The 26,296-nt window shown below is 48.8% G+C and carries 24 protein-coding genes; 10 read left to right on the forward strand and 14 right to left on the reverse strand.

Annotated elements, in window-relative coordinates; all coding sequences use genetic code 11:
• Positions 1-2 precede the first annotated feature (2 nt).
• Together AC2YIT_RS28415 and AC2YIT_RS28420 are read right to left on the reverse strand one after the other, a co-directional pair.
• Entirely contained in the window at positions 3-1,187 is a 1,185-nt protein-coding gene (locus tag AC2YIT_RS28415; protein WP_430851734.1) for an ATP-binding protein, read from the reverse strand.
• Between the two features lie 81 nt (positions 1,188-1,268).
• Positions 1,269-2,327, reverse strand: a complete 1,059-nt coding sequence (locus AC2YIT_RS28420) for a VOC family protein (RefSeq protein WP_430851736.1) — start codon at positions 2,325-2,327, stop codon at positions 1,269-1,271.
• A 278-nt stretch (positions 2,328-2,605) separates the two neighbouring features.
• On the opposite strand from AC2YIT_RS28420, the gene aroB reads away from it, so the two are divergent.
• Positions 2,606-3,640 carry a 3-dehydroquinate synthase gene (gene aroB / locus AC2YIT_RS28425; RefSeq protein ID WP_487281417.1) on the forward strand — a complete coding sequence of 345 codons (1,035 nt, stop codon included), beginning with the start codon at positions 2,606-2,608 and terminating at the stop codon, positions 3,638-3,640.
• A 92-nt stretch (positions 3,641-3,732) separates the two neighbouring features.
• Positions 3,733-4,308 carry a DUF4136 domain-containing protein gene (locus AC2YIT_RS28430; protein ID WP_106595747.1) on the forward strand — a complete coding sequence of 192 codons (576 nt, stop codon included), beginning with the start codon at positions 3,733-3,735 and terminating at the stop codon, positions 4,306-4,308.
• Between the two features lie 133 nt (positions 4,309-4,441).
• Here the strand turns inward: AC2YIT_RS28430 and AC2YIT_RS28435 are convergent, their stop codons facing one another.
• The 4 genes from AC2YIT_RS28435 to AC2YIT_RS28450 form a co-directional block, all read right to left on the reverse strand.
• The gene (locus AC2YIT_RS28435; RefSeq protein ID WP_430851740.1) at positions 4,442-5,335 is read right to left on the reverse strand and encodes an NAD(P)-dependent oxidoreductase; all 894 of its coding nucleotides are present in this window, start codon (positions 5,333-5,335) and stop codon (positions 4,442-4,444) included.
• A gap of 27 nt (positions 5,336-5,362) precedes the next feature.
• On the reverse strand, positions 5,363-6,976 hold the full coding sequence (locus tag AC2YIT_RS28440) for an acyl-CoA carboxylase subunit beta (RefSeq protein ID WP_487281418.1): 1,614 nt from the start codon (positions 6,974-6,976) through the stop codon (positions 5,363-5,365).
• 105 nt (positions 6,977-7,081) lie between these two features.
• Entirely contained in the window at positions 7,082-8,047 is a 966-nt protein-coding gene (locus AC2YIT_RS28445) for an MlaD family protein (RefSeq protein WP_430851744.1), read from the reverse strand.
• A gap of 104 nt (positions 8,048-8,151) precedes the next feature.
• A complete protein-coding gene (locus AC2YIT_RS28450; protein ID WP_430851746.1) occupies positions 8,152-8,949 on the reverse strand; it encodes an N-acetylmuramoyl-L-alanine amidase family protein in 798 nt (265 codons plus the stop codon).
• 75 nt (positions 8,950-9,024) lie between these two features.
• On the opposite strand from AC2YIT_RS28450, the gene AC2YIT_RS28455 reads away from it, so the two are divergent.
• Positions 9,025-11,949: a putative LPS assembly protein LptD gene (locus AC2YIT_RS28455; protein WP_487281419.1), complete on the forward strand. Its 2,925-nt coding sequence runs from the start codon at positions 9,025-9,027 to the stop codon at positions 11,947-11,949.
• Between the two features lie 70 nt (positions 11,950-12,019).
• Here the strand turns inward: AC2YIT_RS28455 and AC2YIT_RS28460 are convergent, their stop codons facing one another.
• Complete coding sequence (locus AC2YIT_RS28460; RefSeq protein ID WP_430851750.1) at positions 12,020-12,415, reverse strand: DUF1573 domain-containing protein; 396 nt, start codon at positions 12,413-12,415, stop codon at positions 12,020-12,022.
• Positions 12,416-12,622: 207 nt separating this feature from the next.
• Here AC2YIT_RS28460 and AC2YIT_RS28465 point away from each other — a divergent pair, with 207 nt between their 5' ends.
• The 4 genes from AC2YIT_RS28465 to AC2YIT_RS28480 are packed head-to-tail and all read left to right on the forward strand — an operon-like array spanning position 12,623 to position 17,341.
• The gene (locus AC2YIT_RS28465; RefSeq protein ID WP_487281420.1) at positions 12,623-15,037 is read left to right on the forward strand and encodes an alpha-ketoacid dehydrogenase subunit alpha/beta; all 2,415 of its coding nucleotides are present in this window, start codon (positions 12,623-12,625) and stop codon (positions 15,035-15,037) included.
• A 4-nt stretch (positions 15,038-15,041) separates the two neighbouring features.
• On the forward strand, positions 15,042-15,620 hold the full coding sequence (locus AC2YIT_RS28470) for a sugar transferase (protein WP_487281421.1): 579 nt from the start codon (positions 15,042-15,044) through the stop codon (positions 15,618-15,620).
• The gene (locus AC2YIT_RS28475) at positions 15,614-16,204 is read left to right on the forward strand and encodes an acetyltransferase (protein WP_487281422.1); all 591 of its coding nucleotides are present in this window, start codon (positions 15,614-15,616) and stop codon (positions 16,202-16,204) included. Before AC2YIT_RS28470 ends, AC2YIT_RS28475 begins: the two co-directional genes overlap by 7 nt.
• Positions 16,205-16,216: 12 nt before the next feature.
• A complete protein-coding gene (locus AC2YIT_RS28480; RefSeq protein WP_487281423.1) occupies positions 16,217-17,341 on the forward strand; it encodes a DegT/DnrJ/EryC1/StrS family aminotransferase in 1,125 nt (374 codons plus the stop codon).
• Here AC2YIT_RS28480 and AC2YIT_RS28485 read toward each other — a convergent pair.
• The 3 genes from AC2YIT_RS28485 to AC2YIT_RS28495 all read right to left on the reverse strand — a co-directional run bounded on the left by AC2YIT_RS28485 (position 17,338) and on the right by AC2YIT_RS28495 (position 19,909).
• Positions 17,338-18,198, reverse strand: a complete 861-nt coding sequence (locus tag AC2YIT_RS28485; protein ID WP_430851760.1) for an FKBP-type peptidyl-prolyl cis-trans isomerase — start codon at positions 18,196-18,198, stop codon at positions 17,338-17,340. The genes AC2YIT_RS28480 and AC2YIT_RS28485 overlap by 4 nt on opposite strands.
• A gap of 71 nt (positions 18,199-18,269) precedes the next feature.
• On the reverse strand, positions 18,270-18,932 hold the full coding sequence (gene nth / locus AC2YIT_RS28490) for an endonuclease III (RefSeq protein WP_487281424.1): 663 nt from the start codon (positions 18,930-18,932) through the stop codon (positions 18,270-18,272).
• 377 nt (positions 18,933-19,309) lie between these two features.
• Positions 19,310-19,909, reverse strand: a complete 600-nt coding sequence (locus AC2YIT_RS28495; RefSeq protein WP_015813074.1) for an RNA polymerase sigma factor — start codon at positions 19,907-19,909, stop codon at positions 19,310-19,312.
• A gap of 383 nt (positions 19,910-20,292) precedes the next feature.
• Between AC2YIT_RS28495 and AC2YIT_RS28500 the strand changes: the two genes are divergently transcribed.
• The gene (locus tag AC2YIT_RS28500; RefSeq protein ID WP_430851764.1) at positions 20,293-20,988 is read left to right on the forward strand and encodes a YjjG family noncanonical pyrimidine nucleotidase; all 696 of its coding nucleotides are present in this window, start codon (positions 20,293-20,295) and stop codon (positions 20,986-20,988) included.
• Positions 20,989-20,999: 11 nt separating this feature from the next.
• Here AC2YIT_RS28500 and AC2YIT_RS28505 read toward each other — a convergent pair whose 3' ends face one another.
• The 4 genes from AC2YIT_RS28505 to AC2YIT_RS28520 are packed head-to-tail and all read right to left on the reverse strand — an operon-like array spanning position 21,000 to position 24,211.
• Entirely contained in the window at positions 21,000-21,893 is an 894-nt protein-coding gene (locus AC2YIT_RS28505; protein WP_487281425.1) for a trypsin-like peptidase domain-containing protein, read from the reverse strand.
• Positions 21,894-21,919: 26 nt separating this feature from the next.
• Entirely contained in the window at positions 21,920-22,462 is a 543-nt protein-coding gene (locus AC2YIT_RS28510; RefSeq protein WP_487281426.1) for a DUF2911 domain-containing protein, read from the reverse strand.
• 3 nt (positions 22,463-22,465) lie between these two features.
• On the reverse strand, positions 22,466-23,179 hold the full coding sequence (porG, locus tag AC2YIT_RS28515; RefSeq protein WP_487281427.1) for a type IX secretion system protein PorG: 714 nt from the start codon (positions 23,177-23,179) through the stop codon (positions 22,466-22,468).
• Between the two features lie 12 nt (positions 23,180-23,191).
• Positions 23,192-24,211 (reverse strand): DUF6089 family protein, encoded by a 1,020-nt coding sequence (locus tag AC2YIT_RS28520; protein WP_430851772.1) that lies wholly within the window; start codon positions 24,209-24,211, stop codon positions 23,192-23,194.
• A 161-nt stretch (positions 24,212-24,372) separates the two neighbouring features.
• Between AC2YIT_RS28520 and AC2YIT_RS28525 the strand changes: the two genes are divergently transcribed.
• Together AC2YIT_RS28525 and AC2YIT_RS28530 are read left to right on the forward strand one after the other, a co-directional pair.
• Positions 24,373-24,999 (forward strand): ABC transporter ATP-binding protein, encoded by a 627-nt coding sequence (locus tag AC2YIT_RS28525; protein WP_430851774.1) that lies wholly within the window; start codon positions 24,373-24,375, stop codon positions 24,997-24,999.
• A 9-nt stretch (positions 25,000-25,008) separates the two neighbouring features.
• A complete protein-coding gene (locus tag AC2YIT_RS28530) occupies positions 25,009-26,253 on the forward strand; it encodes an ABC transporter permease (RefSeq protein WP_487281428.1) in 1,245 nt (414 codons plus the stop codon).
• Positions 26,254-26,296: the final 43 nt, after the last annotated feature.

Below are 26,296 nucleotides of genomic sequence, written 5' to 3' on the forward strand. Positions count from 1 at the left end.
TTTTAATATTGGGCGATCATATTGAGTGTTTTTAAGTGCTGAATAAGCTCATTAATATTACAATGCATCCATTTCGGACGTACGGCAATATTTCCTCCATTGGGGGTCACGACGAAATTGTGTTCAGTTTGCAGGTCATTTGCAGATTCTGTCGAACCTCTTTTTAAAGCTGGGGCAAGCGAGAGTTTTATTTCAATAGAAACCACTGGTGTAATGCCGTCGACTAATATCAAATCCATTTCCGCACCATTGGAAGTCCGGTAGAAGTACGGTCGTATGCCAGGGTCAAGCAACGGAATAATTTGTTCTATCACATATCCTTCCCACGACGCACCTGCAATCGGGTGCATGATCAGATCTTCATAATGACGAATATTGGAGAGGAAATGCAGGTTCCCGGAGTCCCTGATATAAATTTTGGGACTTTTTACGATCCGTTTGCTCATATTGACGAACCACGGTTCCAGTCTCCGGATAAGGTAGGCCTGCTCCAATATTTCGACGTAACGGCGAACGGTGTTAGTAGCCATTCCAAGCGAGTTGCTTAACGTTGAATAGTTGAGCAGCGAGCCATGAATGTGCGATATCATGCGCAGAAAGTTGTTAAGCAACGGAATCGTAGTGGAGATTCCCATGGCGGACAGGTCCTGCTCAACGTATGTTTTGATAAAATTCTGCTGCCATTGGTACCAATAGCCGTTATCAGGAGCGAGTAGAGCATCCGGAAAGCCGCCGCGGTGCCAGTGGGTAGGTTGTGGTATAAATGCAGATTCGGCCTCTGACTTTAAGATTGGTGAAAGCTCGTGATATGCAATGCGGCCAGCGAGCGACTCGGAGCTTTTTTGCAGGAAATCGGGAGATGCAGAACCGAGTAATATGAAGCGCCCGGCTTCACGTTTGCGATCGACGAGCGCACGCAACTGCGGAAACAAAGGCAATAGGCGTTGAACCTCGTCAATTACAATGGTTTTATCGATATTGTTTTCAAGGACCCAGGTTGTGTTTTGGGAGATTGTTTCGAAGTCTTCGACCAATTCGAGGTCGTAATAGACGGCGGGTTTGCTCAGTTCATGAATAAGTTTTCGGGCCAAAGTCGTTTTGCCGACCTGCCGAGGGCCTAGTATGCCAACAACCGGGAAGAAATTCAGCGACCGAAGTACGGTGGCTTCAATGGCTCTGTTGATCATTAACCATGTAAATTAGCACTTGATTTGCAAATTTACATGGTTAATTTCTAATAATTGTACTAAAAGAAGAGAAAATTAGTACTATTTGTCTTTCACTTTATTCAGCCCCATCGCCTTCAACATCCAGTTCGGCAGTGGCTTTCTCAACCCTCTTTTTTGCAAATCTAAAAACCAGCCCAGTTTTTTCAGAATAGGTACCTTGTGCGTTTCCACGAGTTCGATCAGCGTGCCGTCCGGGTCTTCCAGGTAGGCGAACCGACCCGCCGCGTTTTCCATGCCGAATGAGCTTTCGCTGTCAACGGTGAATGGGTAGCCCTGCGCTTGCAGTTTGGTTTTCAAAGCATCCATATCCAGCGTGTCGAAACACAGGTGAATGTAACCGCAATCGCCCCAGTAGCGGTTTTCGAATATCTTTTTAGGCGTGCGGTCGAGCGCTTGCACGAGCTCGACCTGCACGTCACCGAGCAGGCGGCTGAACGCGCCGTCGGGCGTGAAGCTCTTGCGGAGGAGCATTCTGCGGAAGCGCTGGCCGGGAATGGACGTCGGCAGGTCTTCGAAAATGCCCGTTTTGTCGTAAACTACATTTAGGGGTTGAAGCAGGTTTTGGTAGAAAACAGCTGCCTTATCTATGTCGGAAACACCGACCACGACACCCGCTACGCCGCCCACGTTTTTGCCTTTGGCCTGAAACCAGGTAGCGTCGCTGGTGATCTGGAACAGGTTACCATAAGGGTCGGTGCCCCAGAAACCTTCTCCTTCGGGCAGCTTTGTGAGCGGGCCTGTGGCTTCTTTCGAATGGCTTTTCACCCATTCGTGCGCCTTTTTCACGTCGGGTGCTTTGAAACGGATCGCATTGATGCCCAGGTCGCCAAGTTCTACCTTGAAATTCGCAGGTTGTGAAACGCGGCTGGTGAACGACCATATTTCCAGTCCGCCTCCGCCGGCCATATTGATCACCAGCGCCGCCTGCCGCGATTGCACTTTTCCGCCAGTGTAGGGCGTCATGAGCGGGGCATCGGCTTTTTCATCGAATATGGGCACATCGAAACCGAGTACCTGCCGGTACCATTTCCAGGTTTCGGGCACGTTCTGGCAACCAATTCCTACCTGTTGAATTCCAGAGATCAGCGGAGCACTCATTTGTCGAGGTATATGAAGATAAAGGTGGATAATCTTAACGAAGCGGCAATTTTACGAAATAAAAAGCAAACGAGCCGTGGCACAGGCATTTGAACCGGGAATGCGACCTGTGGAAAAATTTCTCGGGATACAAAAACTAAATGATTATTTGATAAGCATAATAATTGCTATCTTTAAAATGGTTTTCCAAAATTTTATTTTAAAAACCTGGAAATCAACGCATCCATTTGGTTGCACTCATCGTATCTGTGATGAGCCCGTCTCAATGATAGTTTAGAATGAACCAGTCAGTAGTAATTGCACCGATAGGCGAGAGCTTACCGGATTTTTTGAGTTCCAAACAGTATTCAAAAATTGTAGTAATAGCCGATAACAACACCAAAAGGCATTGTTATCCGATTTTGAAGGCGTTTTTGCCGAAACATAGTGTTGTTACCGTTCCCAGCGGCGAGGCGCACAAGACACTGGCGACTTGCGAGAAAATCTGGGAGGCCATGACCAAGGAAGAGCTCGACCGCCACGCATTGGTGATCAATGTAGGCGGCGGGGTGATCGGCGACATGGGTGGTTTTTGTGCCGCGGTGTACAAGCGTGGAATAGATTTTATCCAGGTTCCGACGACCTTGCTTTCGCAGGTGGATGCGAGTGTCGGAGGGAAATTAGGAATTGACTTCCGGGGTTTTAAAAACCATTTGGGTGTTTTCAATATCCCGAAAAGCGTGCTCATTGATCCGGTATTTTTAAAGACCTTGCCGGAACGCGAGATACGGTCGGGATTTGCAGAGATTATCAAGCATTGCCTGATCGCCGATGGTACGAAATGGGAGGAAATCCGGGCGAAGGATTTTGAAGCGCAGAACTGGCCGGACCTGATCGCCCATTCGGTGAAGATTAAGCAGCAGGTAGTGGACCAGGATCCGACGGAGAAAGGTTTGCGGAAGATCCTGAATTTCGGGCATACGCTCGGCCACGCGGTGGAGACATGCTTTTTGAATAAAGGCCCGAAAGAGCGGCTTTTCCACGGGGAAGCGATTGCGGTGGGGATGATCATGGAAGCGTACCTGTCGTTCGAACGGAAAATGATCGACCAGCAGACGCTGACGGACATTGAAGAGTTCCTGTTCGCGACGTACGGCAAGGTGAAGATTTCGCCGGAGGATATTGAAGAAATTATCACGCTTACGCGCCAGGATAAGAAGAATAGAGGAAAGGAAATCAGGTTTTCATTGCTGAAAGGGGCCGGGCAATGTGCCTTTGACATCGTAGTAACGGCAACAGAAATGCGCAGATCAATAGCTTATTATTTGGGATAGATTTACAGGTTCGGCATAAGCTATTGGTAAAGTGAGAGGAGTATTCAAAATACATTCTTGATATATCTTAATTCACAACCTGACAAATTTAAATGCTTATGCTGAGGTCTATTTCTATTTATGCCGCTTTACTGCTCGTAGTCGTGATTGCAGGGTGTTCCAGTGGCCGGAAAGTGTTTGTGGAGCATGATTACAGCTACGAAACCAATTTTAAAGATTACTCTTCTTATACGTTTCTGGAATGTGAGAGGGATACCAATAATCTTTGCACCGAAATTTATGAGGCGATCCGTCGTCAGATGCAGGTAAGGGGCTACAAGCTCACTGCCGAAAAGCCCACGCTGCTGGTGAATTATGGTATTTTCTACGATAACCTGCGTTACCAGGGCTATATGCAGCCGGTGATTAAGAACTGGGTGGATACGGAGAACGAGGGATTCCGCTACGAACCGATCAAATACGCACTGGACAAAGGTACATTGATCGTTTCACTCATTGATGCGGAGAGCGACCAGGTGGTGTGGAGGGGTTATGCTTCGGGCATATTCAAAGGGACGGAAGGTTCCAATAACCATTACCGAAGCGTTGTAAGGCGCATTTTTGACCAATATCCGCTGTTTGCTAAAGGTTACGACCCGCGGCGTTACAGCGAGCAGGTAGGGCGATAACGATATGGCATGGCCGATCAGAGATCGGCGACATAGGTGGTGCCAACCCGGAGGTTGGCACGATCATATCACTAACGAAACGGCTCAAAATTGTCCGATATGGATGATTCTGAGCCGTTTCGTTGGCGTAAAATTAATCTCCCTGCTTTGTAAGTCCGGCGTCGTCGGACGCGCCCAGTGCCAATGCACCCCAGTCGAGGTTTTCACGGCCTTTGGCAAGGCCGGAAATGAAGCGGTTTTTGATAATGTCTGCGAAAGGCATCGGTGCATTTACGTCCGAGGCCGTTTGCAGCGTCAGGTTAATGTCCTTCAAACCGAGTGGAAAGCGGAATGCGACCGGCTCATAAGTATTACTCGCGACGAGCTTGCCGTAATTCTGGAAAATAGGCGCTGCGAATAGCGTCGACGTCAGCATTTCGTAAATGGCTTGTCTTGAAATGCCATTCTTTTCGGCCATCGTGAATGCTTCGCCCATCATTTCTAGGCTGCATGCGATCATGAAGTTGCCCGCTAGTTTGATCACATTCGCCGCTCCGGGATCATCACCAAAGTCGAAAACACCTTTTACAAAGCTCTGCACAATCGGCTTAATGCGCTCCTTGGCGGCCGCATTACCCGAAAGACAGATGTTCCCCACCTTCGCACGCACGGCTTCCGGACGGGCAAATATAGGCGCGCCCACGTAATGCGCGCCGTACCACTCGTGTACCTGCGCGAGTTGGCGCGAGGTTTCTGGTGAAATAGTGCTCATCGAGATGTGTACACCGTCTTTTCCGAGCTTTTCGACGAGTTCCATGGAAAACAGTTCCTCCACAGCCGCATCGTCGGCTAATACCGAAAATACCAACCCTCCGGGTGTAATGGCGTCGATTGCTTCCTCAACTACTGTCGCGCCAAGTTTGGTCAGCGGTTCTGCTTTGGAGGCCGTTCTGTTCCAGACGACCAGTTCATAACCTGCTGCAAGCAGGCTTTCAGCGATAGGAGTACCGAGGTTCCCGAGCCCGAGAAACGCTATTTTTTCAGACATAATGATTGGTTTGGATAGTATGCAAAATTAAACCTGTATGACGCCTACATTGAATGGCCTCTCAATGGGTGCCTGGTCGGCGGCGGTAATGCCCGCCGAGATAATGCGCCGCGTCTCGACCGGATCGATAATGCCGTCGACCCAAAGGCGCGCGGCGGCGTAGTACGGGGATAGTTCCTGGTTGTAACGGTCGGTAATCTGATTTAACAATTCCTTCTCCGCCTCGGGTGTGATGGTTTCGCCTTTGGCTTTCAAGGTGGCTGTTTGTACTTGCAGCAAAGTCCGTGCCGCGGTAGCGCCGCTCATAACGGCCATTTGGGCCGTCGGCCAGGCAAATATCAGCCGAGGATCGTAGGCTTTGCCGCACATGGCATAGTTACCGGCACCATAGGAGTTCCCGATAATGAATGTAAACTTCGGTACCACCGAGTTCGCGACCGCATTCACCATTTTAGCGCCATCTTTAATAATCCCCCCTTGCTCCGCCCGGCTGCCGACCATAAAACCGGTGACATCGTGGAAGAAAACAAGCGGGATCTTTTTCTGGTTGCAATTCATGATAAAACGCGCTGCTTTGTCAGCTGCTTCGGCGTAGATCACCCCGCCCATTTGCATTTCGCCCTTGCCGGAGCGCACCATTTTGCGCTGGTTGGCGACGATACCCACTGCCCACCCGTCCACGCGCGCGTAGGCGCATATGAGGGTTTTGCCGTAATCGGGTTTATACTCATCGAGCTCGGAATTATCCACAATGCATTCCAGAATGGGTAGTACATCATAGGGTTTCAGGCGGTCGGTGGGGAGAAGATTGTATATTTCCTGAGGCTGGCGCGTTGGTAATTCCGGGCTTTTGCGGTCGAAACCGGCGGATTGGGGCTTACCTATTTTATCAATATGCCTTTTGATAGCGTCCAGGCAGGATTTATCGTCGGGAAACTTGTTGTCGGTCACGCCGGAGATTTCGCAATGCATGGCGGCACCGCCCAGCGATTCCGCATCTATATCTTCGCCAATGGATGATTTGACCAAGTAAGGCCCCGCTAAAAACACTGAACCGGTGCCTTCCACAATGAATGCTTCGTCGGACATGATCGGCAAATAAGCCCCGCCTGCGACACAGGCACCCATGATGGCCGAAATCTGCACAATGCCCATGGCCGACATTTGCGCATTGTTCCTGAAAATGCGGCCGAAATGCTCCTTGTCCGCGAACACCTCCGCTTGCATGGGCAGGTACACGCCCGCGCTATCGACGAGGTAAATGACCGGCAGTCGGTTCTCCATCGCGATTTCCTGCGCACGCAGGTTCTTTTTCGCAGCGATCGGAAACCACGCACCGGCTTTTACCGTGGCGTCGTTGGCAACGACCATACATTGCCTGCCCGAAACATAGCCAATGCCCACCACCACGCCGCCCGCCGGGCAGCCACCTTCTTCCTCATACATGCCATCGCCGACGAATGCGCCTATTTCGAGGAAATCAGAGCCTTCGTCGATCAGGTAGTCGATCCTTTCCCTGGCCGTTAGTTTACCTTTCTGATGCTGTGCTTCAATTTTCTTCTTACCTCCGCCGAGCTTTACCTGCTCGTATTTCTGGTTCAGGATTTCGATGAGGTGTGGTAGGCTTTCCTGGCTGGTCATGATGATGAAGAATGGTGTGAGTAATGGAAATGGGCTTATTTCAAATGTAAAAAGTCGTTCACCGGTAAGCAAACGACTTTCATATTTATTTAAAAATGAGGAACCCTATTTAATGGTCGTGGCAGTGTCCAGCGGCGATTCGGCCGGCCCTTTGTCTTTTTTACCAAACACCGAAACATTGATATACCGTTTCGGATGCTCGCGGAAGTTGGTGAGCAGCTTGTTCATGCTGATCATCGTGCGATTCAGGTTGTTATACAATGTTTCATCCTTCACGAGCTTACCAGCCGTTCCTTTGCCCGATTCAACGCTCGCGAGCAGGGTATGCAGTTCTTCAATGGTCTTACGGGCACTTGTTACGGTTTCACCCAATCGCAATGCATTCAGCGAATCGGCTAGCGTGCCGGTTTTGGCGAGCAATGGCTTCAATTCTTTTTCCGTCTCGACGAGCGATGTCGTGAGCTTGTTCAGGTTCGAGGTCATAGCCAACAGGTTTGCCCGGTTTTCGGCCAAAAGACCTTGCAGGCTGGTTCCTGTCTGGTTATAGTTTTTCAAAACCTGATTGAGGATCAAACCTGTTTCCTGGAAACCGCCTACAACGAGATCGAGGTTTTTGATGAGTGAGTCGGCGTGGGAAACGAGGGGCAATGCTTTTTCCTGTAAAACAGCGGAAATGCCCGATTCCTTTTTAGCAATAAGCGTGTCGCCGTTTTTCATCGGGGCGCCGGTACCCATAGCGAGGTGAATTACCTTGCCGCCGAGAAGGCCCCCGTCGGCCAGCACCGCACCGGTTCCCTGGGGTACAACAATGCCCTTTTGCACGTCGATCGTCACCAACAGCTGGTTCCCGCGGTTTTGGAGCAACTTGATCTCCTGCACACGACCTACATTCAAACCATTGAGCAGAACGGGATTGGATGCGGTGAGTCCATCGATATTGTCGTAAACGACGTGGTATTTATATGTTCTGGAAAAAACGTCGGAGCCTTTGAGGATGTGAAAGCCGAAATACAGCATGATAATGGCGAAGAGTGCCATAATTCCGACTTTTGCTTCTCTTGATATTTTCATGGACTATTGGTTTGTCCTGCTTACAGCAGCGGCAGGTTAAGCGGTATTAACACCAAAGTATCAAAAATTGTTTTGACAAATCAAAGCAATATGTGACCGTTGAGCTACCGGTCCATATCTTTTTTGTACGCCATAAATGCCGAATGAATGCATTTGGCAACTTCTTCCTGGCCTTCTTCTGAGCTCAGGTATTCTTCTTCATCGGGGGAGGAGAGAAAGCCGGTTTCGATCAGCACGCTGGGCATGGCACAACGCCAAAGCACGAGGAAACCCGCCTGTTTCACCCCACGGCTGTCACGCTCGGAGATCGACTGGAATTTCTTTTCGATCAAATCAGCCAGTTTCAAGCTGCTGGAAATGAATGCGCTCTGGTAATTCGCGAGCATGATGTGCGCGAGCGGCGAATCGGGGTCGAAGCCTTTATATTTTTGCTTATAATTGGTTTCCTGCAAGATTACCGAGTTCTCGCGTTTCGCTACTTCGAGGTTACCTTCGGTTTTGTGCAAACCCATGACGAACGTTTCAGTACCTCTCACAGATCTGGAACGGGGTGTGGCATTGCAATGGATGGAAATGAAAAGGTCGGCATTGTTGCGGTTGGCGAATGCGGAACGCTCGCCGAGTTCGATGAATACGTCGGTAGAGCGTGTGTAGAGCACTTTGACGTCCGGCGTTTCTTCCTTGATCTTCTTGCCGAGCTCCAATGCTACGGCCAATGCTACATCTTTTTCCTTGGTGTATTTGCCCCTGGTGCCGGGGTCTTTGCCGCCGTGCCCGGCGTCGATTACAACTGTATTAACCTTGCTTCCCGACTTCGTAGTAACCGGTTCTTGCTGAAAAACAAAGGCGACGCTCGCCAGCAGAAAACTTGCTACAATTACTAATTTAAGAAGTTTTAACATTATTTTTTAGTTGGGGCCTTACGCGAAAGGGGTTTCTCTGCTAATTTTGAAATTCGTTATGCAAAAATACGCTAATTGTTAGAACTGAAAAGAAAGGCGATTATTATATCGTCGGTAGTTGCGGCGTTTCTCCTGTTCAGCACTGTGGCATGTGTGCAGCAACGCTCCAAGGGTTCCGGGAAAAATCAGGGTAAGCTTAAAAGTTCGGCTTCTGCAAAGCAATCAGCGGATTCCCTTCTTACAGTGCAAAAGCAAGCAGGTGCGGACACGTCCCGCGCCGGTCAATCCGGTGCGTCCATCCCAAGAGGAGGTGTTGGGGTCGATAGTACCTTGACGGGCAAAGGGTTAGCAACCGATTCGACGGCCGCGGACACCCTCAAAAACCCCGACGATCTCGAAAACACCGTGGAATATACAGCCGAAGATTCCACGATCATGGACGCTGTTTTGAAGCAGGTGCATTTGTATGGAAACGCGGAAGTGAATTACGGGACCATTAATCTTAAAGCGAATTACATCCGCCTTAACTGGATTACCAACGAAGTTTACGCGATCGGGACTTATGATTCTACGGCAAAAAAAATGGCCGGCGAGCCGATCTTTCAGGATGGACCGGAGACGTATAATACCAAAGAGATACGCTACAATTTCAAATCCAAAAAGGCACTGATCCAGGGAATTGTAACCCAGGAAGGTGATGGAAACATCCGGGGCGAGAAGGTGAAAAAGGATACGGAGGGCAACTTTTACATCAGGCATTCGATCTATACTACTTGTAATCTCACCCACCCGCACTACTTCATCAATGCGCCCAAGATCAAGATGGTGAACAAGAAGCAGGTCATTTCGGGGCCATTCAACCTCGTCATCAGCGATGTACCATTGCCGATAGGCTTGCCGTTCGGCTTTTTTCCATTCCCGAAGAAGAAAGAGAACGGAACGAGTGGGGTAATCATTCCGACCTACGGGGAGGAACCGAATGGTCGCGGTTTTTACCTGCGCGACGGCGGTTACTACTTCGCGATCAGCGAATATGTCAATGCGATTGTTACAGGCCAGATTTACTCCAATACCAGCTGGGGACTCGGGCTTACATCGAGCTATATCAAGCGTTACCAGTATTCGGGTAATCTTTCGCTGCGTTACAACAGAAACAAGTCCAGTGATGAGGTCCAGAGGTCTTTTGGTCTCGGGGTCACAAACGATTTCAGTATTGTATGGTCACATGCGCCAAAACCTCGCGGGAACTCACAGTTTTCTGCGAATGTGAATGTAAGCAGTAATACGTATAACCAGCAGCAAGAGGCCAATATAAATAAGTATACATCCAACGTGGCCAGTTCCTCGGTGCAATACAACCGCACCTTTGGCCAGTATATGCGTGCGGCGGGTTCGTTACGTGTGAACCAGAACTTTGGGCAGGTCGATCCGACGAAAAACGGACGACGCACAGGCGGCAAGACCAACGTTTCTACCGATTTCAGTTTCGGGGTGAACCAGATCGCCCCATTCGCATTAAAAGGGGGGCGCGGACGCTGGTATGAAAGTTTTCGTTTAGGCCTGGACTTTAACGGAAACTATGCCTTAGCCAATGCACTGACGGCCATCGACACCTCTTACAGCAGCCTGGGTTTTGTAGTAACCGATGCGAAGATCGACACGACCCGTCTCAATAAAACCAAAATTGTCGCATTCAACCTGGACAACTTGCCGGATATGCTCAAAGATGCCCAGTTTACAGGCCGGTACAGTCTCCCGATCTCGCTGCCAAACTTCAAGGTATTGCGTTTTGTGAATATCACGCCGAGTATGTCGCTATCGGGGGAAATTTTCACTAAACAGTATAAGTACACTAAAACCGGCCGCGATTCGATCCGCATTGATACATTGAGAAAGGTCGGTACCGAGTATTCCTACAACTTTGGAGCGGGAATGAACACGCGTTTTTACGGGACGTTCTTCTTTGGCGGGAAGCGCCTGGAAGCCATTCGCCATACGGTAATTCCGTCGGTATCATTTACGTACACACCTGATTTTACCGGGGAATCGTTCGGGTTCTACGAAAGGATTCAGGTAGAAGATAGGAAAGGTAATGTACGGGACCTTTCCTTGTCCAAGTTCCGCGGCGTTGGTTCAGGTGTAGGTAACGGGCGTGCGTCCAGCGTCATTTCATTCAGTTTGAATAACTCGTTTGAGATGAAGCTCAAAACGAAGAGTGATACGGCAGCACAGCAGTTCGAGAAGGTTTCGCTGCTGGATAACCTGAGTTTGGGAGGTAGCTATAACCTGTTGGCCGATTCATTGAATTTGTCGAACATTACCGTCAATGCCAACGCGCGGATCGGACGGAACCTGAACTTGAACTTCAATATGAACCTGGACCCGTACACCTATGTGGCGAACCCTAATATTGTGGGTAATCAGATCGGGACGAAGGTTAATAAGTACGCAGTTACTTCCGGTCAAGGCCTGGCGAACTTGCAAAGCCTCGGGTTTACATTGGGAACCAGTTTCTCACCTAAAAGCAGCTCTTCCAACACGAACACCAAAAACCCGCAGAACACCGCCAATCCAAACGATCCTAATGCTGCGGCCAAGGAGGAGGCAAAGGAGTTTATTGCGCAAAACCCCGATTTATATGTAGATTTCAATATCCCTTGGAGTGTTTCCCTAAACTATAACTTCGGGCTTACCAAACCGGGTTTGTCGAAAGCGACAATCATTCAGGCGATTCAGGCTACGGGCGATCTGAGCTTATCCAAAAACCTGAAAGTAACCCTTAGCACCGGTTTTGACTTCGTGGCGTTCGAGCCAACTATCACGCAGATAGGTCTTATGCGTGATCTGCATTGCTGGGATATGAGCTTCAACTGGACGCCATTTGCAGGAAGCGCAGCCCGTGCAAGCAACTATACCTTCACCCTGAAAGTGAAGTCGGCTATTCTGCAAGATCTGAAAGTGACCCGCCGCCGGTCGTTCTACGATCGAGCGGCTTATTAATCTGTCATTGGTGTGGAAATAAAAATGGCCGTCCCATTGGAACGGCCACTGCAATGCTTGCGGATAATACTTATTTAGACGCAGGCTTAGCTGCCTTCGGAACCACTTCCCCGTTCAGGTAAAGGGTAATGGAACCACCTTCAGTGTTACTGAAAACGGTTACAGGCTTGTTGAAAGGACCTGCCGCGGCAGCGTTAAAAGTAGCTTTTACCGAACCGGTTTTACCGGGAAGTACAGGATCTTTCGACCATACGGGTGTAGTACATCCGCATGAAACAGTTACGTTGGAAAGGATCACGGGATCGGTACCTGTGTTGGTGAATACAAACTCGTGCGTAACAGGAGTGCCTTGTGGTACTTTACCGAATTTGTGTGTCTCTTCTTTGAATTTCAAAACACCTTTCTGTGCAAAACTTACGGTGGTCAGCCCGAGGATTAAAACCAGCGCTGAAAAGAATACTTTCATAGTTGTAACTATACTTTAAGTGGTGGAAAACTTACTGTTAAACAAGATTAACGCTTAAAAAGCTAAATATAATAATCATTAACCAATATTAACAATGCCCCAAAAGTAGGCGTCCCCGTGCCGCGGTTATTATTTTCCTGCCTAATTTTGGCTTGCATTCAAAAAAACGTAATTTAACTTACGGATTAAAACCCGTGATTTTTGCTTATGCTTCAAAATGATAGTTTGACCGGTTCCAGTGTTTTGACAAAGGAAGAGATTATCGACGATTACCGCCTCGCGTGCGAGAGTCGTCAGGTAAGTTTGCTGGGGAGGAAAGATACAATGGGCGGCCGTTCTAAATTCGGGATTTTTGGAGATGGGAAGGAAGTGGCACAAATTGCACTTTCCAAAGTTTTTCAGCCGGGAGATTTTCGCTCGGGATATTATCGGGACCAGACCATCGAAGCGGCTGTCGGGAATCTTACCTGGCAGCAATTTTTTGCCCAAATGTACGCCCATGCCGATCTAGAACACGAGCCGAATACCGGCGGGCGCTCCATGAACGGCCACTTCTCAACACGCTGGGTGGATGAGAATGGCGACTGGCTCGATCAAACCAAATTGCACAATTCCGTTTGCGATATTTCCTCCACCGCCGGGCAGATCCCACGCTCGGTAGGCCTTGGATATGCTTCCAAATTATACCGCGAGAATGCAGAGCTACACGATATGACCACGTTTTCCCGTAATGGAAATGAGGTGGTTTTCTCGACGATCGGTGATGCTTCTACTTCCCAGGGAATGTTTTGGGAGGCGATGAACGCAGCCGGTGTTTTGCAGATTCCGCTCGTTGTTTCGGTGTGGGACGATGGTTATGGAATATCGGTTCCGGTAGAATATCAGACTACTAAGGGTAGTATATCAAAGGCATTGGCCGGCTTGCAGCGGAATGAGGACGGCGAAGGTATCGAAATACTGACGGTGAATGGATGGGATTATCCTGCGTTGGTAGAGGCTTATCAGAAGGCATCGAAAATCAGCAGAGAGCAACACGTGCCGGTGCTGGTACACGTTACCGAACTCACTCAGCCACAAGGGCATTCCACTTCCGGCTCGCATGAGCGGTATAAATCAAAACAACGGCTCGCCTGGGAGCGTGAGCACGATTGCAATGTGCGTTTCCGCGACTGGATATTGAAGAACGGCTACGCGACAGACGACGAACTGGAAGAGATTGAGCGGGAAGCTAAAGAAAAGGCTCTGCACGAGCGCAACGCGGCGTGGCAGGCGTATCGAAAAGAGTTGGATGCGGAATTTAGTGATACCATTCAGCTTTTGCAGGCGGTTGCGGCCGCAAGCTCCTTTGCGGCGGAATTAAACAATGCCATTCTCGAATTGCAAAAGACCTACCTGCCCGTGCGCAGGGACATGATCGCGACCGTGCGTAAGGTTTTGAGGGTTATTGGAAAGGAAGAGAACCCGGAGAAATATGCATTGCAGCTGTTTTTGAAGGATAATCTCAAAGCCAATAAAGAACGTTTCAATACACATTTATACAGCGAAACGCCCTACTCGCCCATGCTCGTTGAGCCGGTGAGCCCTACATTCTCGGACAATAGCCCGACAGTCGACGGGCGAGAGGTGATACGGACCTATTTCGACGCGCTGTTCAAAAAAGACCCGCGTGTGGTGGCATTGGGCGAGGACATTGGCTTTATCGGAGACGTCAATCAGGGGTTTGCCGGTTTGCAGGAAAAGTACGGCGAAGTCCGCATTACCGACACCGGTATCCGTGAGACGACAATCATTGGCCAGGGAATAGGCATGGCCATGCGCGGCCTGAGGCCGATCGTTGAAATCCAGTATTTTGATTATATCTACTATGCGTTGGCGACGCTTACGGACGATCTTGCTTCACTTCGATACAGAACAGCCGGCGGTCAGCGTGCCCCGCTGATTATCCGCACACGAGGACACCGTCTGGAAGGCATCTGGCATTCTGGTTCGCCAATGGGCACGATGCTGAGCAGCTTGCGTGGCTTGCACGTGATAGTTCCGAGGAATTTTACACAGGCAGCAGGTTTTTACAATACATTAATGAAAGGGGATGATCCTGCATTGATTGTGGAACCGCTGAATTCTTATCGTCAGAAAGAAATTTTGCCTGATAATGTGGGCGACTATTATATTCCGTTAGGCCAGCCTGAAATTTTAAGAGAAGGAAATGACCTCACTATTGTTACCTATGGCTCGATGTGTCGTATAGTAATGGAGGCCGCTTCTCAATTGCAGAGTTCAGGAATTGAAGTTGAAGTCATTGACGTGCAGACTTTGCTGCCATTCGATGTCGACAACCGGATAGTGGAGTCCATTAAAAAAACAAACCGGGTGATTTTCGCCGACGAGGATTTGCCCGGGAGTGCGTCAGGCTTTATGATGCAGCAGGTTTTGGAAAGGCAGCACGCTTATCGCTGGCTCGATTCGGCACCGGTAACCATCACAGCGAAAGACCACCGCCCGCCTTATGGCTCGGACGGCGATTATTTCTCGAAGCCTAATATGGACGACATTTTTGAAACTGTTTACGAAATCATGCGCGAAGCGGCCCCAGATAAATATCCGGAGCTGTTTAACGTATGATCTTATGTATCGTTCAAAAGGAAAAAGAGTCTTAGACATTTTACTGGCGGCAATGGGGTTGATTACCTCGTTGCCGTTTTTTGTTGTGTTGGTGCCGGTGTTGTGGGTTCATTTTAGAGGTAACCCATTCTTTGTGCAAGCCAGGCCGGGGCTGAATGCGCGGTTATTCACAATTCTGAAGTTAAGGACTATGCATGGCGATGGGAGACCGGCTACCGGGCTAGGTAAATTGCTCCGAAAAGCGTCGATCGACGAGTTACCGCAGTTCTGGAACGTACTCTGGGGCGATATGAGCATTGTGGGGCCAAGACCTCTGTTGCAGGAGTACTTGCCGCTTTACAATGCAGAGCAGCGATTGCGGCACACAGTGAAACCTGGTATGACCGGCCTGGCGCAAATCAACGGTAAAAACAGGCTGACCTGGGACGAGAAGTTTGAATTTGATGTGCATTATGTGGATAACCTTTCGCTGGCGCTGGACATCAGAATTATCTTCGAAACGTTCGCAGGACTGCTGCTCACACGAAAAGTCTCCGATTCCGGGGGCGACGCTACACCATTCAAAGGTAATGCGACATGCTGATCTACGGTGCAGGCGGGCAGGCGAAGGTGGTGGCAAGTATACTTTCGGCACGCGGGGAACGGGTTATTGGCGTGTTCGACGACCATTGGCAAGATGTGGAATGGTCTGGTCCGTGCGTTCCGGCAACTTACAGCCCATTGCTGATGCGGAATGAACAGCTGATTATTGCCATCGGTAACAACTTTACACGGCGGCAGATAGCCGGGAAGATCGTGCATTCTTTTGGAACAGCCATTCACCCCACAGCAACAATCGATCGCTCGGTACGCCTGGGAGAAGGACTCGTGGTAGTGCATCGAGCGGTTATACAAGTCGATTCTTGTATAGGAGATCACGTGATTGTCAATACCGCCGCTATCGTCGATCATGAATGCGTTGTTGGCAACTTTGCACACGTAGGTCCGGGAGCTATCTTGTGCGGAGGCGTGCAAGTAAGCGAATGCACGCTGATAGGTGCGGGGAGTGTGGTATTGCCGGGCGTGAAGGTGGGCAAGGAATGTGTGGTCGGTGCGGGCTCCGTGGTGCTGTGGGATGTCCCCGATTATGCGAAGGTGGCGGGTAACCCCGCGAAGATTATTCATTAATATAGACATACTATGCATTACAAAATACACCTGTCGCCGCCGCATATGAGCGGGCGTGAGCTGAAATACATTCAGGAGGCATTCGAAAGTAACTGGATCGCGCCTGTCGGGCCGAATATCGATGCATTTGAAGTGGAGTTATGCCAATACACCGGCAGTAGATATGCACTGGCCCTGTCGTCGGGTACAGCAGCCATACACCTTGCATTGCTTACTTTGGGCATTGGCAAGGGCGATATCGTTCTCTGCCAGTCATTGACATTCGTGGCCACCGCAAATCCGATCATGTACGTGGGCGCGACGCCGGTTTTCATCGACAGCGAGCCGATTACCTGGAATATGTGCCCTAATGCGCTGGAAGATGCGATTGTGCACTATTTAAATATTGGCAAAAAACCGAAGGCGGTGATCGTCGTCCATTTGTACGGTATGCCGGCGATGCTCGATGAGATTTTGTATTTGTGCAGAAAATATGAAATCCCGCTGATTGAGGATGCGGCGGAGGCACTGGGTTCTGAATATCAGGGCCGAAAGGTGGGGACTATTGGGGATATCGAGGTTTTGTCGTTCAATGGAAACAAAATCATTACTACTTCGGGCGGCGGTGCAATGCTGTCGGATAATGCCAAATACATTGAAAAGGCCCGGTTCCTGGCAACGCAGGCACGAGAGCCGGTAACGCATTACGAGCATGCGGAAATTGGCTATAACTATCGGATGAGCAATGTATGCGCGGGGATTGGGCGTGGGCAATTGGAAGTTATAGCTGAAAGGGTTGCAAGGCGGAGGGGCAACTTTCAGTTTTACCAGACTTCCCTGAGCGGAATGTCTGGCATAAGCTTTCAGGATGGCTTTACTGATATGCTATCAAACCGTTGGTTGACAACAGTGATCATTGAAGGCCGGGGGATAGGCCCTTTTTACATTCAAAATGTGCTTGCAGAACACGCCATCGAATCGCGGTCGGTGTGGAAGCCGATGCATTGTCAGGCAATATACAAAACGCTACCCCGTTTCGGAGGTAGCGTTTCGGAAAGGTTGTTTGACCGTGGGCTTTGCTTGCCGTCCGGGTCGAATCTTAGCGATGACGACAGGAAGCTTATAGCCAAGATCACCTGCTATGGCTTCGAAACTTAGTTTTGAATCTCAACCTCAAACTGAAGCGGAGAATATGGAAGGATCGAGTTGCTTCCATTTTTGCCATATGCAAGTGAGGAAGGGAATACAATAATTGCTTTTTCGCCCTTTCTCATCTTTCTGATAGCCCGGTCAAATCCTGGGATGGTGTTGGGGCTACCGGTAATGAAGCTGCTCGTGCGTTCATCGAACTTGGTATCATCCAGAAGTCTTCCTACATACTTGACATTCACGGATTTTCCTACACCGATCGTATCGCCGGTCACGGTATTGGCTCTTACGATAACCAGGTTATCTGCACTTCTTTCCGATACTGTGTAACCCTTTTTGGCAATGAAATCATCGATTTGTTGAGGTTCTGTGCGGGTTTTGATAAATTCAACTTCCAGTCGGATAGGGGAATATGCAGGAATATTAACGCGGTCAACTGCGCCGGAAGCCAGGTAATAGGGCAAAAAGAACGTAGTTTTCTCGCCGACCCTCATTTTGAAAATGCCGATTTCAATACCGCCCCAGTATACATTTCCACCAGCTGGGAAAGAAAATTCCGTTTTGTTATCTTCAACAGAAGAAATCACCTTCGTTCCGTTCAGCAAATAGCCGGTGTATTTGATCGTTGCCGCATCGCCGGGTTGCGCTTTCAGACCAGCCGGATTAGACTTTCTGACAATATAATAAAGTCCGGTAGAGTCCCTCACCGCCTTTGAGCCCAGGCTGTCGGCCTGTAATGCGGCTTGAATAGCTGCCTCATTCTCGGCGATTTTCTCTTCGTCCCTGCTCGATACATCTTTCATACAAGATGAGACCCCGATCGCCATCGTCAGTAGTACACACCACACCAGATTAATACGCTTCATTTCTTTTCTAAGTAATTAATGGGATTGTTTTAGTTTTCAGGGAGACCCTGGTATGTAGGAATTGGTTGTAATCATGAGTGAAAAACGTCGATTTTGACATTTTTCTCAAAGTATTTGCAAAATGGCGATAGCGGGCACTGAAAGCATTGCGGGTTGCGCGCGGTACACACGTAGCGCCCGTGCAGAATCAACCAGTGATGCGCTTTGTGAATCAAATGCTTAGGGATATGGCTCACCAATTCCTTCTCGACAGCCAGTGGCGTCTTTGCCGTAAGCGGTACCAGCCCAAGCCGGCGCGACACCCTGAAAACGTGCGTATCCACCGCCATTGCCGGCATGCTGAAAATCACCGAGGCAATCACGTTGGCCGTTTTGCGGCCCACACCGGGCAGCTTTTGCAGTTCCTCTACAGCGGAAGGGACCTCCGAGTGAAACTGCTCGACCAGCATCCTTGCCAGGCCTACCAGGTGTTTGGCTTTGTTGTTGGGGTAAGAAATGGACCTGATATAAGTGAATACTTCTTCCGAATCGGAAGCAGCCAGCGACTCCGGATCAGGGAAACGTTCGAAAAGCTTCGGTGTGACCATGTTCACACGTTTGTCGGTACATTGCGCAGACAGCACCACCGCCACTAACAGCTCATACGGATTGGAATAATGCAGTTCGGTTTCGGGCTCCGGGAAGTTCTGGGTAAAATAATCCAGGAAGTGTTTATAACGTTCTTTTTTTTGCATAATACGGTCATGGTCCTATGAAGGAAGAGACTCCAACACAGAAATCTACTGAGAACAGGAGCCGACTAACGGGGTTCCGTTCTGAATCTTAAAAATAATGACAATTTCCAGCTACCGCACCGGTAGCTGGAAACAAAAAATTTGCCGACTCGTCCTAGTACAGGAGTGCAGCAGATCTTTTAGAAGAGAATTGTCGCGAATATCTGAAAACTTCTAAAATCACGTTCTCGGAAGGAGTCCGAGTGATCCTGTTCATCTGATTCTGGATTTCCAGAGAATCAAGATAAAAGTTCATCAAGTTATCGTCAAGAGCGAGCGCCTCAACAATCTGTTCATTTTCATTCTCAGTTGTTTCGGCATATAAATACCTTACAACGTCATCGTAAGTAAAGGTTTTTGTCATACTGTGGGGCACGTTGGTTAAATTGCTTACGCAGGTTTATCAACGCGTAACGCATTCTACCCAATGCCGTATTAATACTCACACCCGTGGCGTCTGCAATTTCCTGAAAACTCATGTCCTCATAGTGGCGCATGATCAGAACTTGCTTCTGCACGTCGGGCAACCGCTGGATCATCTCCCGCAGCTGCTCATGTGTTTCCTGACGAATCTGGATCGACTCAACGGAATCTTCCGAAAAATCCAGCGTGTTGAAAACACTGCTCCCATCTTCGAACACTACATTGGGGTAGCGTTTATCGCGTCTGAAATAATCAATGGCGAGGTTGTGTGCGATTCGTATAATCCATGGTAGGAACTTACCTTCGTCGTTATATCTCCCACCTTTAATTGTGTCAACAGCTTTAATAAATGTATCCTGTAATAAATCTTCGGCTACATATTGATCCTTGACAATCAGATAAATAGTGGTGTATATTCTCGACTTATGGCGTTGAACAAGCTTCTCGAAAGCCTTCTCATTGCCCCGGATATACAATGTTACCAACTCACTGTCGCTAACTTGGACTTTCTCCATTTTACTATTCGATTTAGTTAACGTAGAGCAGTTCGTCGATATTGTTTCTCCTTTCTGGTTTGGTGAAAAATTAGATGTGACTTTTCGGCATTTCGAATTATACGAATCAAAGAAATGGATTTGGAAAATAATTTGCAAATGTTTGAGTTGCTTTTTGCAGAAAAATTATTTCCCGTTAACAGATGTTAACAAGTTGTGCATGTTTTAGATGCATCACGTTCGTTGTCACCAGGTCGTAGACATATTAGAATAAATAATAGTATTTAATAAATAATTTACGATGCTAGTGTCGAGTTAGATCGATTTTCGTATGCCGGACCCTATATTTTTCGGTCGGGCATCGTAATTTCACTTTTCTTATAAAAATTGAATTTTTACCAGATATGAAATATAAGCATATCTTCTTCGATTTGGATCACACACTTTGGGATTTTGAAAGAAATTCGTCCGAATCCCTCGAAGAAATTTTTCATCATCACCAGCTTACCCGCTATGGGATCCCGTCACTGGAAGCATTTATATGCTCTTTTCTTAAAATTAATACGGCATTGTGGGACGCATTTGACCGGGGCCAGCTGCACCATAGCTATATACGTGAGAATCGTTTCAGAATGGTTTTTGAGGAACTCGGCGCGGAATGCCCGCCCGAGCATGCAGAAATCGGGGAGCTGTACCTTAGTTCGCTGCCTACCAAAAAGCATCTGTTGGAAGGAGCGCTCGATTTGTTGAACTACGTTTCGGCGGCGGGCTACGGAATGCACATTATCACAAACGGATTCAATGAAATCCAGGCGAGAAAAATTGCCAGTTCAGAAATCGGCCATTTTTTCAATCACGTAGTCACTTTCGAAACAGCCAGCGCCAAAAAGCCCGATCGCCGTATTTTCGAATTTGCATTGGACCTCGCACAAACGACGGCGAACGAAAGCCTGATGGTAGGCGACAACTGGATCGCGGATATTCTGGGGGCAAAACAGGTTGGTATGGATACGGTGTATCTCAATCCGGCGGGTCTGGAATTCGATGAATCGCCTACCTATAATATCAAAAGGCTGGAAGAGCTTATGCTTGTCCTGTAATGATGCAGCTGTCAGGCTGGATCGGCTTCGTAATAGCGGATGTGTTTTTCTTTTAAAAACTGTTTGATCACGTCCACGTGCACGCATTGCCCGACGTTCAGGAACGGGTAATTGGATACCCGCTTGCGGTGCCCGTCAATAGTCACCTCGCGGTTGACCTGGTCGAAGCCGAGGTGCAAGTGGCGTGTGGAGCTCTGCATTCCATAAATAATGCCGTTTTGGTCAAACAACGGTCCGCCACTCTGGCCGCGAAGCCCCGGTGTGCTCATTTCTATGCCGACAACCTCACTGTTGTCGCCGATATGGCGGGTAATTATGCCGTCGATTGGAAAACTGGGAGTCTTGATTTTTCCTTCAGTTGTCCATTCGATATCCCCCGTGTGTTTATTGTATCTGTAATTGGTGAACTCGGGAAACGGATAGCCCAGCCGGCACAAATAGCGGCCCTGCTTCACCATCCTGGAATCTTTCAGGAATTGGGCATGAGACTGGTATTGCTTCGATTCGTAATTCCGGAATTGGATGATGGCCAGATCTTGTGTCGGGTGCAGATGGACGGTGAGCCCTTTGTACGCCGATACACAATTGATAAAATTGAAAAGTATGCGGATCGGGCTGTCCGGCGCGATTTTGTATTTCGTTTCCAGCAAACTGCGCTGTGTGCCGAGGCCGGGATCTTTCTCGAATTTCCGCAGTTCGCCCTTGAATTTCAAGTAGTTTTCATAAATGCTGTTGGCATGCAGAATTTGCCGTGCTACATGCCTGCACGTGACCGCGAAACCGTCTTCATTTACAAAAAACAATGTGGCAGTACCCGGAACAATGTCGCTCCCTGCGTAATAACGGATGATAAAGTGAACCGGACGGGTAAACTGATCTATTTTTTCAATAGCATCAACAAACATAAAAAATTGGCCGAAGCCGTATCGAACTAAGGGTGGGTAAAGGGAACAAGTGCCTCCGTCTGGTCCCAGCTCAGGACCATATTGGCACCATTGGGGATTTCTTCAAAATAGATTTGGAATACCTCTTGGACCGATGGACGAATCCGGATAGGGACTTCCACGTTCATGACATTCCTGCCATCGTTGTAATCGGTTCCCCATTGTCCGGTTTCGGAGTTCAGGATGATTTTCCAGGTGCTTTGCCCGGGGACTGAAAAAAGAGAATAAGTGCCGGCCTTTATCGGTTTTCCGCCCATTAAGACATCTTTTTCGAGTTCAATCAATGTCGCTTCGTTGGCACCGGTACGCCATACTTTGCCGTAAGGCAGCAATGCTTTATCCTGCTCCCTGCCGAAAATCAGGCGACCTTTTTTACTGGGTTGTCCGTAGGAAACTTTGATCTTTATTCCATTCAGACTGGTTTCCGCCACTGCCTCTGGGCTGAATGACTTGGTATATTTCCTGACTCCCCAAAAGCCTGCGAATGCGACGATGATCAAGGCAAAGACAATCAGTAGAACTCTTTTCATAAATCAAGGACAGAAGATTTTATAGAAGGTATAGCTAACAGAAAGGCGCACATAAAAATAGGTATCTTTTACAGAAGGATCGCCCTGCTGGAATTTGTCGGTGGAGGTAGGAACGCCACCGAGGTTATCGAGGTAATCCGTGAAAGTTTTCCGCGTGCCGTATTCCAGTCCTATATTCCACGGGCGACGGATCTGGTATTTGATTCCGACACCATAGGGCAGCACCAGGCCGGAAGTTTTGTATGAGCCGGTCTGGATATTGGGATTAAACTTGTTGAAACCGAGCCCTCCGAACACGTACGGGCTCCAGTTGACGGCGAACCGGCGATCCTGGAAATTAAGGAAGTTGTATTCTGCCACGGCGCTGCCCTCGATTATCGTGGTGCGGAAGGACATATTCCTGATCTGTTGAAACGGATCGTCGCTTTTTTTGTCATCGGCGCCAATGAGTCCTCCGGCAACTTCGGCGCGAAGCGACAGCGCCTGGTTCGGGTTGAAGCGGAAGAAAAGGCTTCCGGCAGGTTTGAAAAAGCGGAACTTAAAAGTAGGCGAGATATCTCCCCGGTAGTTGAAACCTCCTATACCTGCCCCGAGCTCGATCCGTTGTGCATGTACCTGTGCGACAGCCAGAAAAAAACAAATACCTGCCAGCATCATAGCCGGCAAGTATCTCCGCAAGGGCGGCTGCTCATTCAAATGTCTGAAAATGTATTTCAACGGGTAACGCTATTATCTCAGTGGAGGACATTTAACCTGCGAAGGCAGCATGTAATGGACAGTGATCATACCAAAAAGATATGCATCCTTTTGAGTTGGACTATTCCCACGTTCTGTACCGGGAGCTCCGAATCCTGTACTGGGTAATTTTGCAAAAGGATCTTCCCCACTACCTAAAACACCAGGATAATTGACGTCCATGAATTTTCTCATATCGTTGGTCCTGTCTGTCCCCTTGCGGGCGGCGAATTGCTCGGTAGTGCGGTTTGCGACTAATGCCGCTGTCGGATTATCTGCGAAAAGCGCCGGGTCGGCGTAGGCGCCGTGCGCATCGTCCAGATAATCTGTGAACGTTTTGCGGTAACCTAGCTCAGCCGAAATGTCGAATTTGGAATTGATTTTATAGCGGACGCCGATACCGAGAGGAATCGCAAATTGAACCAGTGAATAAGGCTTGGCGTATCCTTCATTACCCTGGCCTTCGGTTCCAAGCGGCTGCAATTTCACCCAGTCGCCATTGAGTGAATCGAGTGCCTTCGGATTGTGCGCAGTAAGCGCGACACCCGCGAACAGGTACCACCCCAGTTGCGGGCGGCGATCGTAGCTGCGGTTATCCGGCGTCAGCTTATAAATACCCTGAATTGAAAATTCTTTCAGGTCGTTGCGGAAATGCAGGTTCCGTGCATAGAAAATGCTGGTGACGTGTTTAGAATCGCGGTTCATGATGTAATCGTCACCCGCTATTCTGGCGTAAATGAAGCTTGCGCGTGCCGCAAGCCGCGGTGTAAAGTGGCGTGTGTAGTTTCCGCCGACGCTCCAGCGGATCATTTTGAAGGTAGAAGCCAGCGGGCGACGATATGGCGCAAGATCGCCATAGTAGTTCGAAGTGCCAATACCAAAACCTGCCGTAGAATAGGGAACGAAGAACCCTCTGTTCTGCGCTTTTACGTCTCTGCCAGACAGTAATAGCCCTAAGATCAGGGTTAAAGCCAACGCTCCGGATACTCTTCTCAAGTCGAAATTTCTACGCATTTTCAAATCGATTTTTTTGCAAAAATAGAATAGTTGTTGGTTTTCTTCAGGATGCAACACCATTTCAACGATTTTAGCAATGTTTTATTTGTGTGGATATGATTTTTTAGAAACGCCGCAAATCTTCCTTATCATTGTGTACTCAAAAAGCGCCACAGAAAATGATTTCGAGTAACCAGCTACGGTTTTCTTATTCCGCTCAGAAAAAATTCAGCTTCCCCGATATTCATTGCAATGACAAAGAAACACTCCTGATCCTTGGTCAGTCGGGGAAAGGAAAAACTACATTGTTGCATTTGCTGGCGCTGCTGCTGACGCCGGAATCGGGCGATGTGGTCATCGCGGGTAAATCCGTTAAAAACCTGACTCCTCAGGAAGTCACCGTCACCCGCGCTAAAAACATCGGTATTATCTATCAGCGGCCGCATTTCGTGAGCTCGCTTTCGGTGCTGGATAACATTTTGCTGTCCAATTACCTGGCGAATCAGAGAGAAGACCGGCAAAAGGCCCGGCATCTGGCCGAGCAGCTGGGTTTTGCGGATCATTTGTCCAAAAAAACGAATCAGCTCAGCCAGGGTGAGCAGCAGCGGGTGAGCATTGCGCGGTCGTTGATGAATAACCCCAATATCATCCTCGCCGACGAGCCCACATCCAACCTTGACGACGACAACTGTCACCGGGTGATCCAGCTTTTGAAAAAGCAGTCCGCGCAAATTGGGGCCAGCTTGTTGGTGGTTACACACGACCAACGCCTTAAAGACGAGTTCTCTAACCAGATTTTCCTGTAAACAATCCCAATGAACCTCTTCAAGATCAGCATCGCCAATCTCAGGGAAAAAAAGCTCAACAGCTTTTTGAGCGCATTGCTATTGACCCTTGGCATTGGCATGATCTCTCTGCTTCTGCTCCTGAATAAACAGCTCGACGAGCAGTTCAAGCGCAATCTGAAAGGCATCGACATGGTGGTAGGCGCCAAAGGCAGCCCATTGCAGGTGATCCTTTCGAGCATTTACCAGATCGACGCACCTACCGGCAACATCCCGCTGGCCGAAGTGAATGCATTGCGTAAAAATCCTTTTGTGAAAACCGTTATTCCGCTTTCGATGGGCGACAATTACCAGGGTTTCCGCATTGTAGGCACGACGCCGAAATATGTTGAGCACTTTAATGCAAAACTCGCCGAAGGACATTTATATAATGCATCCATGGAAGTGACGATCGGCAGCAAGGTTGCGCGGGATTCAAAATTGAAAATCGGGGATCAGTTTTCGGGATCGCACGGCCTGGATTCGGAGGGGGAGAAGCATGAAGACAAAAAATATAAGGTAGTAGGTATATTCCAGTCCAGCGGAACAGTGATAGATCAGCTAATCGTCACGCGCCTTTCGAGTGTATGGGACATTCATGAGCATTCTGAAGGAGCAGAAACACCGACGGTCGCGGAAGTTGAGCACACCGGCGGGCAGGCGCATGCGGACCCCGAACCGGACGAGGAAGGGAAGGACGTAACCAGCGCATTGATCCAGTTTCGTAATCCGATGGGGTTGATGACCATTCCCCGGCAGATCAATGAAAATACGTCCATGCAAGCCGCATTGCCCAGCATCGAGATTAACCGGCTGTTCTCGCTTTTGGGTGTTGGTATTGAAACTTTGCGCACTCTGGCATGGATTATTATCTCCATAGCCGGCGTCAGTGTTTTTATTTCTTTGTATAATTCATTGAAAGACAGGAAATACGAAATGGCGCTCATGCTTTCCATGGGCGCAACGCGCACGAGGCTGTTTTTAATGTTGTTGATTGAGGGACTGTCACTGGCTGTGATCGGATTTTTTGTCGGCATCATTGCCAGCCGTATTGGTTTGTGGATGTTTTCCAAATCGGCTGAACAGGATTTTCATTACTCGTTGGGCAAATTTGCATTGCTGCCGGAAGAAATTTACCTGTTTTTCGGTGCGCTCGCGATAGGCGTTATAGCGGCTGCACTGCCGTCGCTCGGCATTTACCGGCTGAATATCTCGCGGACATTGGCGGAGGAATAATAATGTGTGTAAATTTGTAAACAGGTACAAGTCATTGTAATAC

The sequence above is a fragment of the Dyadobacter sp. SRI_021 genome, from assembly GCF_057586235.1.